General features: G+C 44.3%; 15 protein-coding genes. 10 read left to right on the top strand and 5 right to left on the bottom strand.

Annotated features, from left to right (window positions below; genetic code table 11):
* The first annotated feature begins 392 nt into the window (after positions 1 to 392).
* The 5 genes from OCV11_RS24640 (at position 393) to sbmA (ending at position 5,447) form a co-directional block, all read left to right on the top strand.
* Complete coding sequence (locus OCV11_RS24640; RefSeq protein ID WP_261897086.1) at positions 393 to 1,214, top strand: phosphate ABC transporter substrate-binding protein; 822 nt, start codon at positions 393 to 395, stop codon at positions 1,212 to 1,214.
* Between the two features lie 79 nt (positions 1,215 to 1,293).
* The gene (gene pstC / locus OCV11_RS24635; protein ID WP_261897085.1) at positions 1,294 to 2,226 is read left to right on the top strand and encodes a phosphate ABC transporter permease subunit PstC; all 933 of its coding nucleotides are present in this window, start codon (positions 1,294 to 1,296) and stop codon (positions 2,224 to 2,226) included.
* A gap of 5 nt (positions 2,227 to 2,231) precedes the next feature.
* Positions 2,232 to 3,095 (top strand): phosphate ABC transporter permease PstA, encoded by an 864-nt coding sequence (gene pstA, locus OCV11_RS24630; protein WP_261897996.1) that lies wholly within the window; start codon positions 2,232 to 2,234, stop codon positions 3,093 to 3,095.
* Between the two features lie 38 nt (positions 3,096 to 3,133).
* Positions 3,134 to 3,883, top strand: coding sequence for a phosphate ABC transporter ATP-binding protein PstB (gene pstB, locus OCV11_RS24625; RefSeq protein WP_261897084.1), 750 nt, complete (start codon positions 3,134 to 3,136; stop codon positions 3,881 to 3,883).
* 292 nt (positions 3,884 to 4,175) lie between these two features.
* A complete protein-coding gene (sbmA, locus tag OCV11_RS24620; protein WP_261897083.1) occupies positions 4,176 to 5,447 on the top strand; it encodes a peptide antibiotic transporter SbmA in 1,272 nt (423 codons plus the stop codon).
* Between the two features lie 84 nt (positions 5,448 to 5,531).
* On the opposite strand, the gene OCV11_RS24615 is transcribed toward sbmA, so the two are convergent.
* The gene (locus tag OCV11_RS24615; RefSeq protein ID WP_261897082.1) at positions 5,532 to 6,911 is read right to left on the bottom strand and encodes a YjiH family protein; all 1,380 of its coding nucleotides are present in this window, start codon (positions 6,909 to 6,911) and stop codon (positions 5,532 to 5,534) included.
* Positions 6,912 to 7,260: 349 nt separating this feature from the next.
* Positions 7,261 to 8,913 (bottom strand): SulP family inorganic anion transporter, encoded by a 1,653-nt coding sequence (locus OCV11_RS24610; RefSeq protein WP_261897081.1) that lies wholly within the window; start codon positions 8,911 to 8,913, stop codon positions 7,261 to 7,263.
* 358 nt (positions 8,914 to 9,271) lie between these two features.
* Between OCV11_RS24610 and OCV11_RS24605 the strand changes: the two genes are divergently transcribed.
* Positions 9,272 to 9,571: an isoamylase early set domain-containing protein gene (locus OCV11_RS24605; RefSeq protein ID WP_261897080.1), complete on the top strand. Its 300-nt coding sequence runs from the start codon at positions 9,272 to 9,274 to the stop codon at positions 9,569 to 9,571.
* Positions 9,572 to 9,824: 253 nt separating this feature from the next.
* Positions 9,825 to 11,123: a peptidoglycan DD-metalloendopeptidase family protein gene (locus OCV11_RS24600; RefSeq protein WP_261897995.1), complete on the top strand. Its 1,299-nt coding sequence runs from the start codon at positions 9,825 to 9,827 to the stop codon at positions 11,121 to 11,123.
* A gap of 39 nt (positions 11,124 to 11,162) precedes the next feature.
* Here OCV11_RS24600 and OCV11_RS24595 read toward each other — a convergent pair whose 3' ends face one another.
* Positions 11,163 to 12,983, bottom strand: coding sequence for a putative bifunctional diguanylate cyclase/phosphodiesterase (locus OCV11_RS24595; protein ID WP_261897079.1), 1,821 nt, complete (start codon positions 12,981 to 12,983; stop codon positions 11,163 to 11,165).
* A gap of 316 nt (positions 12,984 to 13,299) precedes the next feature.
* Positions 13,300 to 14,193 carry a LysR family transcriptional regulator gene (locus tag OCV11_RS24590; RefSeq protein ID WP_261897078.1) on the bottom strand — a complete coding sequence of 298 codons (894 nt, stop codon included), beginning with the start codon at positions 14,191 to 14,193 and terminating at the stop codon, positions 13,300 to 13,302.
* 158 nt (positions 14,194 to 14,351) lie between these two features.
* Between OCV11_RS24590 and OCV11_RS24585 the strand changes: the two genes are divergently transcribed.
* From OCV11_RS24585 to OCV11_RS24575, 3 genes are all read left to right on the top strand, one after another.
* Complete coding sequence (locus OCV11_RS24585) at positions 14,352 to 15,563, top strand: multidrug effflux MFS transporter (protein WP_261897077.1); 1,212 nt, start codon at positions 14,352 to 14,354, stop codon at positions 15,561 to 15,563.
* Between the two features lie 86 nt (positions 15,564 to 15,649).
* On the top strand, positions 15,650 to 16,000 hold the full coding sequence (locus OCV11_RS24580; protein WP_261897076.1) for a hypothetical protein: 351 nt from the start codon (positions 15,650 to 15,652) through the stop codon (positions 15,998 to 16,000).
* A 108-nt stretch (positions 16,001 to 16,108) separates the two neighbouring features.
* Positions 16,109 to 16,240 (top strand): hypothetical protein, encoded by a 132-nt coding sequence (locus tag OCV11_RS24575; protein WP_261897075.1) that lies wholly within the window; start codon positions 16,109 to 16,111, stop codon positions 16,238 to 16,240.
* A gap of 66 nt (positions 16,241 to 16,306) precedes the next feature.
* Here the strand turns inward: OCV11_RS24575 and OCV11_RS24570 are convergent, their stop codons facing one another.
* Entirely contained in the window at positions 16,307 to 17,203 is an 897-nt protein-coding gene (locus OCV11_RS24570; protein WP_261897074.1) for a DMT family transporter, read from the bottom strand.
* Positions 17,204 to 17,359 lie beyond the last annotated feature (156 nt).

Genomic DNA, 17,359 nt, shown 5'->3' with positions numbered 1-17,359 from the left:
AAGTGGTCCTTTTCCCTCTAACATGGAACTGTAATGAAAATGAATCTTAATAGTGAAAATAGCGCTAAATAATAACGGTTCTTAACCGGATTTCAACGCTAATTTACAACTCGTTATAACAATAGATTATATACTCTAACTTGGTTCACAAAATCTCTATTTATCAGGCGATTAAAAAAATAGTTATATTAGCTAATGATGATGTGAGTTGGATTTTATAGGTGATTTTGTTCATATGATGGGGTGCATTTTGTCGCTGTGTGCAGTTGATAAATAAAATTCACATTGTCATATAGGCTTCAATTTTCTGAAACATAACTGTCATATTTCCCACCTAAAGTGAGCTTCGTTGATTAAGACAACGGCGTAGAGCCTCTTAAAGGAAACATGTGATGAAAAAAACGGTATTCGGTGCTATTGCTCTATTGGGCGCACTTGCTTTTAACCCTGCTTCAGCAAACGAAACTATCTCTGCAGTCGGTTCTAGCAGTGTGACTCCTCTGATGGAGTACTTTGCGGAAACGTACATGAAATCTCATCCTAATGTGTTTATTGAAGTACAGGGTCCTGGTTCTTCTGCGGGTATCAAAGCAGCTAAAAATGAAAGTGCTGATATTGGTATGTCATCTCGCGGTCTAAAAGCATCTGAAAAAGAACCTAACCTTGTTGAAGAGACCATCGCTCGTGATGGTATCGCAGTTGTGGTACACCCAAGCAATAAAGTGAAAGGGTTAACTGCGGAACAAATCTCTGAAATCTACAAAGGTAAAATCTCTAACTGGAGCCAAGTGGGCGGTGAAAACAAACCGATCGTGGCTATCACTCGTGATACGGCTTCTGGTACTCGTGGTGCATTCGAAGAAATTCTCGAACTGAAACGTCAAGTTAATGGCATCACAGTGTCTGCTATTTCTCAACGTGCTCAAGTGGCGAATGGTAACGGTGGTCTAAAAACCATGGTGGCGTCTAACCCTTATGCGATTGGCTATATCTCTCTCGGTTCAGTGGACAATTCAGTTCATGCTCTGTCTGTGGATGGCGTAGAAGCTAACGTGGCAAACGTGAAAAATGACTCTTACAAAGTGGCTCGTCCTTTCCTTGTTCTTTACAAGAAAGGCAAACCTTCAGCAGAAGCTCAGAAGTTTCTTGATTGGATGCTAACTCACGACGCACAAGCGATCGTTAAACAGCATGGCTACATCGACATTCACTAATTTAAATTCTCTTTTGCTCAGCCCGTTTTTGGGCTGAGCTTTTTGTTCTCACTATTTTATCTATAGTTGAGTATTGGATATGACCATCGCAAACAATAGTGAAAAGCTTATGAACGGCGAAAAAGCACCTAGTGTTCAATCTGGCCTACGAGCGAAAAAGCGCATTGATTGGAAAGAACGTATTTTCCACGGTTTGTTTCTAACCAGTGCCGTCATCGGTATCGTTTCCCTGGCCGTTATTGCCTACTTTATTATTCGTGAAAGCCTGCCTGCTTTTAAAGAAGCGGGTATCACCGGAATCGTGTTTGGTGAAGAGTGGCTTCCACCTGCCTTATATGGCGTTGCAACCATGATTGTGGCGTCAGTCGTTTCTACCCTTGGTGCGGTTATTTTGGGCGTGCCGATTGGTGTACTGACTGCGGTATTCATTGCTGAAATTGCACCGAAACGAGTGGCTGATATTATCCGTCCAGCGGTTGAACTGCTTGCAGGGATTCCCTCGGTGGTATACGGCTTCTTTGGCTTGGTCATCATTGTGCCTTTGATTCAGCAAGTATTCGATGTGCCTGCAGGTAACACCATTTTGGCGGGTATCATCGTCCTTGGTGTGATGATTTTGCCAACGGTGATTACAGTGTCTGAAACGTCGATTCGAGCCGTTCCTGCAGCGTATCGTGAGGGCTCTCTTGCGTTAGGCGCATCAAAAATCTACACCATTTTCAAATTGCTCGTGCCTGCAGCTCGCTCGGGGATCATGACTGCCGTTATTCTTGGGATTGGTCGTGCTCTCGGAGAAACGATGGCGATCATTATGGTGATGGGCAACGCGCCCGCCATGCCGCAAGGAATTTTAGATTCAGCTCGTACCTTAACCGCCAATATTGCGATTGAAATGTCGTATGCGAGCGGTGTACACGCAAACGCACTTTATGCGACCGGGGTTGTGCTGCTGGTATTTATCATGATGTTGAACGCAGCGCTGTTGTATTTGAACCGTGAGAAGGCGAGGTAATGGCTATGGATCGCGCAAAACTAAAACAAGCTCGTAAGAATAAAGATGCCGTACTCAATGGCCTTATTTGGTTGTCAGCGGCCCTGACGGTCGGTTTTCTGTTCTGGATTATTTGGTACATTCTATCCAATGGTCTGCGCTTTGTAGATTGGCACTTTATTAGCGATAACTATACCCGTACTGGTGATGAACACGGTATTTTCCCGATGATCATTTCAACCATCTACATGGTGATCGCGTCGATTGCGGTGGCGGCTCCTCTGGGGATCATGACAGCGATTTATCTGACTGAATATGCAAAAGTCGGCAGTAAATTGGTTAAGGTGATTCGTTTTTGTACTGAGTCCCTTGCCGGTATTCCTTCGATCATTTTTGGTCTGTTTGGTATGACCTTCTTTGTGGTTATCTTAGGGTTTGGCTTCTCGATTTTGTCGGGGGCGTTGACTCTGAGTATTTTGATTCTTCCGGTCATTATTCGTACTACAGAAGAAGCGCTGATGTCCGTTCCGCAAACCTATCGTGAAGGTTCATACGGTTTAGGTGCTTCAAAAATCTATACAATTTGGCGCTTGATTCTGCCAAGTGCGATGCCAGGGATTCTGACTTCTGTTATTTTGAGTATCGGTCGCGTTATTGGCGAATCGGCTCCGGTCTTTTTGACCGCAGGTATGGTGGCACGTATTCCAGATTCTTTAATGGATTCAGGTCGTACACTCACGGTTCATTTATATAAACTGACCACTGAATTGTTTACCGTGGAAGAGTGGAACCAAGCTTATGGTACGGCAACAGTGCTGATTGTGGTGGTCCTTTTGATTAATATGATCACCAAATTCATCGCCAGTCGTTTTAATTCAGCAACTTACTAATCGCGCTGCGTACTAGACCGAATTTAGAGATAAAAACAATGAACAAATTTAGCATCGAAAAATTGAATCTATTTTATGGTGAGAATCAGGCTCTTAAATCGATTGAGCTGGCGATTCCTACTCAACAAGTCACCGCGTTGATTGGTCCATCAGGTTGTGGCAAATCGACGCTGCTGCGCTGTCTAAACCGTATGAACGATCTCATTGAAGGCGTTCGTATCACAGGTAAAGTGACGATGGACGGTGAAGACATCTATGGTGATGTCGATGTCGCTGACCTTCGTATTAAAGTCGGCATGGTATTCCAAAAGCCAAACCCATTTCCTATGAGCATTTATGAAAACGTAGCCTATGGTTTACGTGCTCAAGGCATCAAAGATAAAAAACACATTGATGAAGTGGTTGAGCGCTCACTTCGTGGTGCTGCGCTGTGGGATGAAGTCAAAGATCGCCTTAAATCACATGCCTTTGGCTTGTCTGGTGGTCAACAGCAACGTTTGTGTATCGCGCGCACTATCGCGATGGAACCTGATGTTATTTTGATGGACGAACCGACCTCAGCACTTGACCCGATTGCGACCAACAAAATCGAAGATTTGATGGAAGAGTTGAAGAAAAACTACACCATCGTCATCGTGACACACTCGATGCAACAGGCACGACGTATTTCCGACCGTACCGCCTTTTTCCTTATGGGTGAGTTGGTTGAGCACGGTGAGACCGCACAAATATTCAATGATCCGAAAGATGAACGTACTCGTGGTTATGTGAACGGTGATTTCGGTTAATAGAACGAATTATAACTATAATGCGATGGTAAATTTGCCCCTCCGATGTGAGGGGCTTTTTTGTTTCCCTAAAGGATTTTTAGATAAATAAAGGCGTTAGGGAATTTTGTACCGTGGATTTGGTCTATATATTATTAATACGCCTCTATGCCATGGTAGGCTGTGCAAACGTAGCAACATCTCATGTCACTTAAGGTCATTTATGGCCTAACAACCGATGGTGTTGAGTGGATGCGTTCAGGAATGGACTCTTTCTGAAGTTCTGTTATTTAACCATTAAGAGATTGATAACGTGTTTGAATCTTTTTTCCCAAAACCTAAGTGGTTCTTCCTTTCTTTTATATTATGGGCTCTCATCTGTGTTGTTGCTTGGTATGGTGTGATCCAAGGTTTTGGACCTAAGTTGAGCTTGGGTGGTTGGTTTGGGTTCGATTTTCCGCAAGCGTTAAAAAGTGGTGCCACACCAGAGATGCAAGCTGCCTTTGGTGAGCAACAACAGAAAGCGTTGGATGTATGGTTATATCAATACATGGCCGTCTGCTATGCCTTGTTTTTAGTTGTTTGGATGAAAATCAGTGACAACAAGTGGGCTAAATGGTCGGTATTGGGTTCTGCGTTAATTGTGTTTATTACTTGGTTCCAAGTGGAAGTCAGCGTCATTCTTAACGAATGGTATGGCGATTTCTACAACTTGATTCAAGAGGCATTGGCCAAGCCGAACACCATTACCCTAGCTAAGTTCTACAGTGAACTGATGACCGTTGGCACTATCTTGATGATTGCGATTACTGTTGCGGTGTGCAATGCGTTCTTTGTGAGTCACTATGTGTTCCGTTGGCGTATCGCCATGACCGAGTACTACACCTCGAAATGGCAACATGTACGTCATATCGAAGGGGCTTCACAGCGTATTCAAGAAGATACCATGCGCTTTGCTTCCATTATGGAAAGCTTAGGTGTGAGTTTTCTTAACTCGATCATGACACTGATCGCCTTCTTGCCAATTTTGTGGACGTTATCAAGTTACGTTAAAGAACTGCCTATCATTGGTGCAGTATCGCAAGGTTTGGTGTTTGTCGCGATTATTTGGTCTATCTTTGGCACGTTATTGCTTGCCGTTGCTGGGATTAAATTGCCGGGGTTAGAGTTTAAAAATCAGAAGGTTGAAGCCGCGTATCGTAAAGAGTTGGTGTTTGGTGAAGATAACGAAAACCGGGCGCAACCAGCTACCTTAAACGAACTGTTTAATCACGTACGCCAGAACTACTTCCGCCTCTATTTGCACTACGTGTACTTCAACATAGTGCGTTACGGGTATTTGCAGTTTGGTAACTTTATCCCGCTCATCATCCTTGCACCTTCAATCGTGGGTGGTGTGTTTACTCTGGGCATTATGCAACGGATTTTGAACGCTTTCGGTAAAGTAGAAGACTCTTTCCAATATCTGGTGAACTCATGGACTACCATCGTTGAGTTGCAGTCGATTCGTAAACGTTTGAAAGCGTTTGAAGCGACGATTAAACATCAAGAACTGGATGCGGTGGAATCAGAGGAAGTGGCTTAGCACGGCAGGCGACATTGGCAGTTGTGAAAACAAAAAAGCCCTCAAGGAAACTTGAGGGCTTTTGTTTACGTCAACTCACGTTCGTTAGAACAATAAGTTGGCAATCAATACGATAATCGGCAAGGTGATTAAGGTACGCACGATAAAGATAAAGAACAGTTCAAAGATGTTAACTGGAATCTTACTACCGAGCATTAATGCACCGACTTCAGACATGTAAATCAACTGAGTTACCGACATGGCGGCAACGATAAAGCGGGTCATTTCGCTGTGAATTGACGTTGCAAGAATTGCAGGGATAAACATATCGGCAAAGCCTACAACGATAGTACGAGACGCTTCAACCGCTTCTGGAACGCCTAGCAATTTCAAATAAGGAATGAAAGGCTGACCAAGGATAGAAAATACCGAGGTATGTTCTGCAATCATTAATGCTGCAGTCCCTAGGCCCATTACCACTGGCAGTACACCAAACACCATATCAATCACGTTGCGAATGCCTTCAGCAAAAATCGCGCTCATGGATTTGGTTTGCGATGCTTTGTTCAACGCAAGTTTAAGACCCCAAGAAAACGCAGTTTCGCCTGCAGGAATAGCATCCGCATCAGGATGTGGTTTCGAGCCATCGATATACACGTCTTTCTTCCAACGTAGTGGAGGTAAACGCGGAATGATGATCGCTGCTACAACACCTGCTAAACAGATGGCACCATAAAAGGGTAGAAACATCTGCTCAAGGCCGACTTGGGCAATCACCACAAGGCTAAAGGTAATTGAAACTGCAGAGAACGTTGTCGCCACGACAGCCGCTTCGCGCTGAGTGTAAAAACGGTCTTCATACTGTTTGCTGGTTAACAGAATGCCAACGCTACCGTCGCCAAGCCAAGATGCCATACAGTCGATAGCACTGCGGCCTGGTAGATTGAATACTGGACGCATAATTTTGCTGAGCAAGCTGCCAAACAGTTCCAATAAGCCAAAGTTAAGCAGTAGCGGAAGCAACAGACCCGCGAAAACAAACACAGAAAATAGCGTAGGGAGCAGATCACCCAATACCAATCCGCCGGTGTTTTCTTCCCAAATCATATTTGGGCCAACACTGTAATGTGTCATGACTACGGCAACACCACCAAACAGGCGAACGACAAGCCAGATCCACGACGGGTTGAATAAACCATTTAAAAACGGTTTTTCAAGCACAGCTTTAGGTTGGAAAAGTTTTACTAATAGGGAAGCGCCGGCCATAAAAGCCACAATGATGGTGATCATTGGTACGAGAGCACTACCAAGTAGTGTTTGAAGAGATTTGGCCAATACGGCTACCGGAATGGTGTAAGAACCTTGGTAGTGAATTGGTGCCATAAACAAAAGAATCCCAATAATAGAAGGGATTAAAAAGCGCCATACGGTAGCTGAGGTATGATTTTGCTCCGTATTCGTTAGAGCTTGGGCGTTATCTTGCATCGTTTATCTCATGTGACTATTGTATTTTCCCTCCATGGAATATTCATTCACTTAATGTCCGTATTTAATCGGAGCGCAAGGATAGCCACTTTTATATTAGGATGCAATACTATTCACCATACAACCTTAACTATTCAAACTAATTGTCTTTAAAATGATAAAAGTAAAGAAGATGTGTTTTATTACACTTTGCTAACAGAACGCGTTTTTATGCAATCGATTACTTGATTGCGCATAACTATAAGTTAAAAAGTGTTGAGGGATTTCAAAAAGATGAGTTCGGTTTAGCGCACCAAACCGAACTCAGAGGAAAGGAATTAAAGCGTATTTATTAACGCTTCACTAACAATCACTGGGCTTGATTATTATCGCAGGCATAACGCAATGCCGACTCAAATTGGGCAAAATAGTGCTCTTCGCCAATCAGTTCGACAATCCCGGCGCGATGCAGTTTATGGTCAACGCGGTTATTGGCTCCTGAAATGCACACCACAACGCCTTTTTTATGGAAGCTATGGATAATGTCTTCCAGAGATTGCAGACCGGTAATGTCCATAAAAGGAACCCATTTCAAGCGAATGATCAAAACCTTAGGTGTTTCTTGAATCGAGTTCATCACACGTTCGAATGTTTCCGCTGCGCCAAAGAAGAAGGGCCCTTCGAGAGCATAAACGGCTACTTCACGCGGCAGTTGAGTATGGCCATTTTTCGCAAGCACGTGAGACATCTCTTCAGAAGCATCCACTTTCACTTCTACACTGGTCGCCATGCGACGCACAAATTGCAGAATCGCTATCACCACACCGATATTCACTGCGACGACTAAGTCAGCAAACACGGTTAATAAGAAGGTAGTGAGCAAAATCACGACGTCAGCGCGTGGAGCGCGACGAATCAGTTTAACGAAATGGCGCGCTTCACTCATGTTCCATGCCACAACAAACAAGATTGCGCTCAGTGTGGCAAGCGGGATATTGACGGCAAGAGGCGCAAGCACTAACAGAATCACCACTAAGGTCAGTGAGTGTACGACGCCTGAAATCGGGCTATTGCCACCGTTACGAATGTTGGTTGCTGTACGCGCAATGGCACCTGTTGCGGCAATACCACCAAACAGTGGTGTGACCATGTTCGCGATCCCTTGGCCAATCAGTTCTTGGTTGGAGTCGTGTTTGGTTCCTGCCATACCGTCAGCCACTACGGCTGAAAGCAGTGATTCAATCGCCCCAAGCATCGCAATAGCAAAGGCTGGTCCAATAAGCTGAATAACATCGGAGAAAGAGACTTGTGGAACACTAAATTGAGGCAAGCCTTCTGGAATCCCACCAAATGCAGAACCAATGGTTCTAACACCATCAAAGTGCATCACGTATTGCAGCGACGTTACCACCACTAATGCGAGTAGTGGACCAGGTACTTTTTTCAACCCAGGCACTTTCGGCCCCATCAACACCAAAAATAGCGACAGTGCCGCCAGCAGAGTGGTAGTGAGATGAAGTTGCGGGAATACCTGGATCAGTGCCAATAATTTCTGGTGGAAATGTTCACCAGCAATTGCTGGTAAGCCAAAGAAGTCGCGCCATTGACCAACCCAAATGATCACCCCGATACCGCTGGTAAAACCGATGATGACAGGATCTGGGATAAAACGAATGATGGTACCTAACTTAGTGATACCCAATAGTAGCAGGATGACTCCAGCCATCATGGTGGCAATTTGTAATCCTGTTATGCCGTACTGACCCACAATTCCAGCAAGGATGACGATGAAAGCACCCGTAGGCCCTGCGATTTGGATGCGAGAGCCGCCAAATAGGGAGACGATGATACCGGCAAAAATGGAGGTATAAATGCCCTGTTCGGGTTTCACACCAGAGGCGATAGCGAACGCCATCGCCAGAGGGAGGGCAACCACACCAACAATCACACCTGAGCTGAGGTTTATCAGCCAATTAGAGCGTTTTAGTAGCCCGGCACGGTGTGATTCATAAATGGCAAGCATAGTTGATTACCTTATTCATAAAGAAGGAAAGAAAACGCGGATTCTACGCTCATTGGACCCCCTGTAAAGTGGGATATGGCCCTCAGGTAAGATCTGTTGATGTTAATCAAAATAGTGGCTAAGAGGTTAGTGCTCACTAGCTTTGAGTACAGCACAAAATCAACGTGCCCGAAGAAAATATTCCTCGACAAAGTGTGGCAGTGTGCGACTTAGCGCAAAGTTCATGCTTCAAGGTTGAGAAAAAATAGCGTCTATTCACAGAGAAATTCACCAGTAAGCACTTCAATATTGTGCATATTGGGTAAATTACTTATGATTAAGTTGGTTGGATATTTTCTATACAGAAACGGAGTTTGTCATGATCAACAAGCGCTTTTTTAAAACTAAAGATGAAGTTGAAGTTACTTTCGAAGTAGATGCACCAGAGACCACCTCTCACGTCGATATCGTTGCAGATTTTCTTGATTGGCAGCCAGAGCCGATGAAGAAAGCTGGCAAATCACAAACCTTCAAATTTAAGACTCGCCTTCCTAAAGATGCAGAGTTTCAGTTTCGTTATTTAATCGATGAGATTCAATGGCTTAACGATCCTAAAGCGGACAGCTATATTCCCAATGGTTTTGGCCAAGACAATTGTTTAGTTTCTACGCACGAATAGTGTGCATGTGGTCGCTTCATTAATGTTTTGAATGACGTAACTAATGAGTCTGTTTTATTGGTACGGGTGAGTAGATAGATAAGCATGATGTTTATGCTTATTTGTTCACATTGATACTGACAAAAAAGGCACTAATTGTGCCTTTTTTAGGCATTTGGTGACACCAGCTAGGTGACATTTTTCTGAGAAACCCGTACTCTTGTCGCAGTTTTATATTGAATACACGGGTCGGATAGTGCAAACAAAATCTCTAATGCTCCGATTTGCTGAGCTTTCTGCGCGAAAGAAGGCATCAGTCATCGGCTTTCCATTGCTCGGATTGGCAATTATATCTTCCGCTCTTAATGATAATGGATTGCAGAAAAGCGTTCAGATAACCATTCCTGAAAATCAGATCGTTGAATCGATTCTTAGCAATACAACAAATGAAGTAAAACAAGATATCCCAGCTTTTGAATATGAGATTAAAGCGGGTGATAACTTGAGTACCATTTTCACGCACCTTGGTTTTAGCTACCAAGAGCTGATGAAAATCATGGAGACTGACTTAAACTATCTTGCATTGGATACCTTGCAGCCGGGCAACGTTTTGCGTTTCTGGCGTACCGATGACGGTAAATCTTTGCAGAAGATGGAGTTGGTGTTTGGTATTGCACACAAGGCAGTGTATAGCTTAAACAGCGATGGTGGTTATGATTTCGACGATATCAAAATCCCTGGTACGTGGAAAGAACGCCCGCTGTTGGGAGAAATTCAAGGAACTTTCTCTCAGTCTGCTTACGAACTCGGTTTAAACAGTGCTGAAATTGATCAGATCGTGACTTTGTTAAAAGACAAACTCAATTTCACGCGTGATTTACGTGCGGGCGACCGTTTTGAAGTGGTGCAGTCACGTCAATTTATTGGCGAAGAGTTGACTGGCGATCGTGAAATTGAAGCGATTAAAATCTTTAGCCATCAAGGCGTTATTACTGCCTACCTCAATAAAGATGGACAGTATTATGATGGACGTGGTGAAAGTTTACAAAAAGCGTTTCGTCGTTATCCAACGACCCAGCGTTTTCGTATTTCATCGCCATTTAATCCGCGCCGAATTCACCCTGTGACAGGGCGTTTGATGCCTCACAACGGAACTGATTTTGCAACTCCAGTGGGTACTCCAGTGCTTTCTACTGGTGATGGCGTAGTGATTTTGACCCGTAAACACCCTTATGCGGGTAATTACGTGGTGATCAAACATGATAATACCTACACCACGCGTTACTTGCACTTGAGTAAAATCTTGGTGCATAAAGGACAACACGTTAAACGTGGTGAAAAGATTGCGCTCTCTGGCTCTACTGGGCGTGTCACTGGTCCGCACCTACATTACGAGTTAATTGTCCGTGGTCATCCAGTGAATGCGATGACGGCGAAAATCCCAATGGCAAGCTCTGTGCCTAAAGGTGATATGAAGCAGTTTATCAAACGTCGTGATGAGTTGGATAAGATGTTGAGCAATCAAGAAGAGTTACTCGCTGCTAACGATAAAGATCAAGCCAACGCAGGCTAAGTAAACCCACCGCAAGGTGGGTTTTTTCTTTGTGACTTTCTACTTTTGAATAAAAGTCGCCATGATTGGAACCTTGTTAGGCATATCCTGTGGTTTCATCGGCCGTGAAAAATAGAAGCCTTGGATTTGATCACACCCCATTTGGTAGAGCTTATCCAGAGCTTGCTTAGTTTCAACACCTTCAGCAATTAAGTCCACCGACAACTGTTTAGCTAATTGAATAATCAGCGAGATAACATGCTCTGAGGTTTGATTCGTCAGCATATTGCGTACAAAGGTTGCGTCGATTTTGATGCAGTCGATAGGATAGCTGTGGATGTAGTTGAGACTGGAATAGCCAGTACCAAAATCGTCAAGGGCGATGGTAAAGCCAAGGCGGCGCAGCGTGTCTAAGCGGTAAATGATATCGGTGGTGGGCGAGAGCAAAACGGATTCAGTCAGCTCAATAGTAAAGGCGCTTGGACTATATTGATAGCGGGCTAATGTTGTGGTTAAAAACTCAATATAATTAGGCGCATGAGAGAGTTGTTCCGCAGAGCAGTTAATGCCGAGCTTAACGGAATAACCCAAGGAATTTTCCAATTCTCGTTTGGCTAAACAAGCAAGTTCTATGATTTTTTCACCAAGTGAAATGATCAATCCTGATTGTTCGGCAGCTTCGATAAATTCAAGTGGGCTAACCTCACCGAGTAAAGGATGATGCCATCGAGCCAACACTTCGAAATAATTCCAGTCGGTTTGATCTCGCCTAACGATAGGCTGGACAACGACATACAGATCTTTGGTTTGGCTCAGCGGTTTATTCAGCTCTTCTTTAAGTAACTCAATAAGTTGAGTTCTACGCATGTACTGCTGGCTTAGATGAGTATCGAAACAGCGAATCACTTCTACACGATGAATTTTACTGTCGTTGAGTGCGATGCCTGCGTTGGCGACGAGTTGCTCTGCACCATGAACCTCGTGTGAATAAGTTGCTAGCCCCATGCGAGCACTGAGAGATATTCGGTGCGAACCAATATGAAAGCCGCGCTCAAGTTTGTCGTGCAGTTCATAACAGATCATCGATGGATCTTCGTCTGTCAGAATAAAGGCGAATTCGTCTCCAGATAAGCGAAAACGCTCGTGTTCATCAGGCACAATATGGCTGATCTCTTGAGCAATACACCTTAGAACTTTATCCCCAACATAGTGCCCGTGTAGATCATTGATCTCTTGAAAATGATCGATATCGAGAATCACCAAAGTAAACGTGGCAATCTTGGATTCGATCAGTCGTTCTAGCTTGTCTTCCATGTAGTTGCGGTTCATCAGCCCCGTTAAGTTGTCGTGAGAGACTTCGTAACTGAGTTGGTGCATTAATGAATCAGAGCGGTCCATGAGACGTTGATGTTCAAGTCGATGCGACAGCAAACATGATATGACGCGGTGAAAAGCTAAACGTTCATCATCAAGCTTAATGTGCTTGGCGAAGACGGAGATAAGTGCGCCGATGATTTCCTTTGACGCTGAGCGCAGTGGCATCACGAGATAGTTCACCACCGTTTTGTCTGACGAGATGGTTAACTCCGTATCCGAGACCCACATGTATTCGCTGTGAGGTGAGGACAAAGCTATTTCCAGCGGTGAACCTAACAGTGGATAGGCATAGAGAGAGGACGCGAGTGTATGATCTTGCGCAAGTGCTAGAGAGTGTCCCATGACACCGATTCGATCAAACTCGACCAACTCACTATAAAGGCTGTGGCATGCCTTATGTAGCGTGAGAGTGGCTTGCTCTAGTATCTCTTTACCACTGCATCCGGTGAGATGACTCAAGGTTTGGATGCTAATGGTGGGGAAATGGTTTGGTGCTGTTGTCATATCCGTTTTTGTCTACCTTATCCGACGTCCTTATTATTCGATTTCGCTGTGAAATCATCCGATCATCGACGGATAAGGAGAGCATTCTGTATCAATTTGCTCATAGTGAGTTATTGATGATGTCATGTTGAATGATGAAGATGCCTTTTATATGTACCCATTTACTATGAAACAAGGTGTGGTGATTTTCCACCTGCTAGATGGGGTTAGAGTAGGTGCCACGGGATAAGGCAATGATTTTCATATTGATCGGTAAGCAGAGAAATAGGGATCAATTTGCTCACATGTGACATTGATCCCATATTGATTGTAAGGGTTATTTGTTACTTGGATTGTCGTGTGACAGCTGCTCTCTTAGGTAATCAAGAAACAGCTGTGTGCGTGTATGTTGATAATCCAGTTTAGGGTAGTAAGCGTACACAGTGGCTTGATCTAAAGTGACATCTGGCAGAATGCGCACTAAGTTGCCTTGGCGAATTTCATCTTTGAGCATCACATCATTGGTTACAAAGATCCCTAAACCACTTTTACCTGCGTAATAGAGTGCTTCAGGGTTGGTGGTCGCAAAATTACCACTGAGAATGATCCGTTTACCTCGGCTTGTTTTCACTTCAGTATGTGGTCGTTCACCCCAACACAGCACATTGTGCTGCGTTAGCTCTTCTAATGTCTCTGGTGTGCCGTGCTCGGCAAGATAAAGAGGTGAGGCATAAAAGCCCGCTTTATGGACAAACAGCGGAGACGATTTAAAACTCAGGGAGTTAAGTTGTTCGATTTCGCGACTGATAAACAGATCAAGATGCAGCTCAGGAAGTTGTCCTGGCGTGGTTGTAATCAACTGAATACGAATGTCTGGGTAGCGTTTTAGAAAACCATCGAGATACTGCATCAAAAACTTAGAACCTACGGCCAGAGTTGCGCCAATTTTGAGTAAGCCAGCGGGATTAAGATTGACCGAACGGGTTTCATCGAGAACAGATTGCCAGCTTTCCATTTGTGCTTTCGCTCGCTCATAAAATAGAACTCCTGCTTCAGTTTGAGTGACCGAGCGCGTTGTTCTTTTCAGTAACTGCACACCAATACGCTCTTCAAGCCAATGAATACGTTTACTCACTGCAGAGCTGGTGGTATTGAGTTTCCGAGCTGCGCCATTAAAGCTGCCCTCTTCAACAACACGAATGTAAGTATGGGCACTTTGTAGCCAATCCATCTTCTCTCCTAATGATTCCCTTAAGGAATTAATTCATTTCCAAAATCAGTGATTATCAAAATTCACGCTCCAATATACTATACGCCACGCCTGTTGATAAACCTATGCCGTGCCATTTCCTTGGTTTGGTATCTCTCTCTTTCCTGTTAAGAATGCACATGAATTTATTGAGTACTGATCGTTTCCATAAAACACCGCTTTTACTTGCCATGATGATTATTGCAACTGGTCAAGTCGGAGTCAGTATCTACTTACCGTCACTGCCGCTCATCAGCCAAGATTTGCTGGTGGATCAAGCGCGTGTGCAAATGCTAGTGACGCTCTTTTTGCTCGGTTTTGGTGGCTCCCAGCTCTTCTATGGTGCTTTGTCGGATGCGATTGGGCGACGCCCTGTATTTCTCTTAGGGCAAGGTATTTATCTGCTCGGAACGGTTATTTGTGTGCTGTTAGCGGATCAATTTTCCACGTTGGAATTGGGTCGCTTATTACAAGGTATTGGTGCCGGGAGTGCTTCGGTATTAGGCCGTAGTGTTTTGCGCGATTGCTATGATGGACAGTATTTAACCAAAGCGCTCTCTTATATGTCAGTGACCGCTTCGATTATGCCAATTGTGTCGCCAGTTTTAGGTGGATGGCTGGCCTATCAGCTGAGCTGGCATGCGGTGTTCGTTTTTGTGTTGTTCTATATCAGTGCCATTTTTGTTTTGGGCTTCTTCATTCTTCCGGAAACACTGCCTTATGCGAAACATCGCTTTGCAGTTGGGACCGTAGTTAAAAATTACCTGAGTCTACTGACCAATGTGCAGGTGATCAGCAGTGCTAGTTACAACTGGATCAGTTATCTATCAGCGATGGTTACCCTCTCGGTTTTGCCATTTATGATGCAAATTCAATTAGGAATGACAGTTGCCGATTATGGCACCTTAATGATCGTCCCTTCGATCGGTTTATTAACGGGCAGTATCGCTGTCAATGTCTTGCACCGTTACTACGGCATCAAGCCGATTTTCCTAATGTCGATTGGTCTGGTTTTTGTTGCCGCAATCGTGTTGTTATTAGCGCCTTTCTCTGTGGTTGGCCTTATTACTGCTTTTACGGTTCTCTCGTTTGCCCAAGGTATCTCTTTTCCAATGGCGACAACTATGTTGCTTTCGCCACATAAAAAACAAGCGGGAGCCGTTGCCGCTTTATCTGGCTCGGTACAGATGTGTTTAGCGGGTCTTTTCGGCGGCTATTTAGTCGAACATTGGGTGAAGAGCCAATATTCCTTAGGAGTGTTCTATTTACTCGTTGCGGTGATCACAGGGATTATTTTCTCGGCAACGTTTCGTTATCAACAAGTGTCTACTCCAGCAACGGCAACGTCCTAATCGATTGTTTCTCTCCAGTGGTTTGCTGATAGCAAGCTCAGCTTATTTCAGGGTATAATCCGCGCCGAACTGACTGAGGAACTTTCATGCAACCAAAAGAGTTTGAAGATTTAGTAAAAAGCTTATGTGAACTTGGGTCACTGCCTAAGGCACTTGAACAACTGAAACAGAGTGAAGATGAAGAGTTCGCTGAAGCGGCTCAATCTCTCACTGGCCAGTTTGTCTTAGCGGAGGTGGAAGGCGAACAACGTATCTACCACATGACAGTAGAAGCGGATGAACAAGGTGTTGAACAAGAGTACCTTGAGCACGTAATGAATGAAGGTGACGATGTCATCAAGTTTGTGGCTTGGTTCTTTGATACCTTTTTCGAAATGAAGCACAAAGACGTGTATCAAGCTGCGGGCAAAACATACAAACAACCTAAACGTAGCTAATTCGTAACATTACGAAAAATAAATGTGACCTACGTCTTGTTTTTGGCGGTTTTGCTGCTAAGATCACATTGTTTGGTTATTAATTAACAACAATGTGAGGAGCGCCAAATGGATAACAATATGGGTTCATCTTTATTAGGGCTTGCTTTAGCTAAAGAGATGGTTCAACCAATGACACAGGCACAACGTCCTGCAAAAATGTCTCTGTTCACCATTCTTTGGAACGCGTTGACTCGATAAGCTTTGAAAAAATAGGGCCTTGATTCATTCAAGGCCCTATTTTTATGCGAAGAATTCCTGAAAACATCACACTGTTTTGACGGACAGCTGAGCTTGTTTATTTTCCCACTGAGTAATAAACGCGACAGATAGTACGATGATCGCCGCGCCTAACCACAATCTCCCTGGTGGCACCCAGCCAAATACTACCCAGCCTGCAATGACATTCATTGGCAGTTTTGCATGGTCAAAAGGTTGCACGAAAGAGGCATCAGCAATCGAATAGGCTTTCACAATCGCCCATTGTGCCAAGGCCGTTAACACTCCCGCCGCAATGAGTATCAACCACAAAGAACCATCGGTAGGTGTTTGCCATTCAGGAATCGCTAACACCAAATTGAATGGGGTCATAAGCACTAAAAGGTAAATCACCATCGTAGAGGGTGAATCATCACTAGAGAGCTTTTTCACCATTAGGGAATAACATGCCCAGAAGAACGCTGCACCGACGGGAAGCAATGATGCCCAAGAGAAGGTGTCTGACCAAGGTTGGAGAATAATCATCGCGCCGATAAAGCCACTGAGTGTTGCTCCCCAGCGAGCCATGCTGACCTTCTCTTTAAGAAAGAGTCCTGAACCTATAGTGGCGAAGAGAGGCGAGGTCATTAGCAGTGCAATGCCTTGCCAAATAGGCACAGGGTAGGCAAGCGCCCATAACCAAAGTTGAATACCAATCACGGCCAAAAAGACGCGAAAAACATGGAGACCAAAGTGATGGGTACGCAGAGATTGTTTAAAGCCTAAAGAGCGTAAATAGGGAATCATGACGACAATCGCGATGCCATATTGAATCAAAGCCACGGTTGTTGACGGCAGGCCGAAACGGATACTTGCAATTTGTGTCACGCTGTTAACGACAGAGAAGGCAAGTCCTGCGGTTAACATCCACGCTGCGCCATGAATGGGCTGATGGGTTTTTTGCATAATATTTGCTCAGAGTAGAAAACTGATTGAATATTACTCTGCTTCAATATCAGCGCCAACCACCTTTTGCCTGTTAACTTGTTCAAATTTATTGAGTAACGAAGAGAATAAATGATGGTGGTGAGGCAGTTAAAAAAAAACCTCCCAAAAGGGAGG

Origin of the sequence: Vibrio porteresiae DSM 19223, assembly GCF_024347055.1 — a bacterium.
GTDB lineage: Bacteria > Pseudomonadota > Gammaproteobacteria > Enterobacterales > Vibrionaceae > Vibrio > Vibrio porteresiae.
The sequence above is the reverse complement of the archived record's forward strand: the minus strand, read 5'-3'. Positions and strand labels throughout refer to the sequence as shown.

Excerpts from the sequence above, each read along its gene's own strand:
- OCV11_RS24600 (WP_261897995.1), top strand. The coding sequence starts at position 9,825 with ATGCTCCGATTTGCTGAGCTTTCTGCGCGAAAGAAGGCATCAGTCATC.
- OCV11_RS24580 (WP_261897076.1), top strand. The coding sequence starts at position 15,650 with ATGCAACCAAAAGAGTTTGAAGATTTAGTAAAAAGCTTATGTGAACTT.
- OCV11_RS24595 (WP_261897079.1), bottom strand. The coding sequence starts at position 12,983 with ATGACAACAGCACCAAACCATTTCCCCACCATTAGCATCCAAACCTTG.
- OCV11_RS24615 (WP_261897082.1), bottom strand. The coding sequence starts at position 6,911 with ATGCAAGATAACGCCCAAGCTCTAACGAATACGGAGCAAAATCATACC.
- pstB (WP_261897084.1), top strand. The coding sequence starts at position 3,134 with ATGAACAAATTTAGCATCGAAAAATTGAATCTATTTTATGGTGAGAAT.
- OCV11_RS24585 (WP_261897077.1), top strand. The coding sequence starts at position 14,352 with ATGAATTTATTGAGTACTGATCGTTTCCATAAAACACCGCTTTTACTT.
- OCV11_RS24640 (WP_261897086.1), top strand. The coding sequence starts at position 393 with ATGAAAAAAACGGTATTCGGTGCTATTGCTCTATTGGGCGCACTTGCT.
- OCV11_RS24570 (WP_261897074.1), bottom strand. The coding sequence starts at position 17,203 with ATGCAAAAAACCCATCAGCCCATTCATGGCGCAGCGTGGATGTTAACC.
- pstA (WP_261897996.1), top strand. The coding sequence starts at position 2,232 with ATGGATCGCGCAAAACTAAAACAAGCTCGTAAGAATAAAGATGCCGTA.
- OCV11_RS24605 (WP_261897080.1), top strand. The coding sequence starts at position 9,272 with ATGATCAACAAGCGCTTTTTTAAAACTAAAGATGAAGTTGAAGTTACT.
- OCV11_RS24610 (WP_261897081.1), bottom strand. The coding sequence starts at position 8,913 with ATGCTTGCCATTTATGAATCACACCGTGCCGGGCTACTAAAACGCTCT.
- pstC (WP_261897085.1), top strand. The coding sequence starts at position 1,294 with ATGACCATCGCAAACAATAGTGAAAAGCTTATGAACGGCGAAAAAGCA.
- OCV11_RS24575 (WP_261897075.1), top strand. The coding sequence starts at position 16,109 with ATGGATAACAATATGGGTTCATCTTTATTAGGGCTTGCTTTAGCTAAA.
- OCV11_RS24590 (WP_261897078.1), bottom strand. The coding sequence starts at position 14,193 with ATGGATTGGCTACAAAGTGCCCATACTTACATTCGTGTTGTTGAAGAG.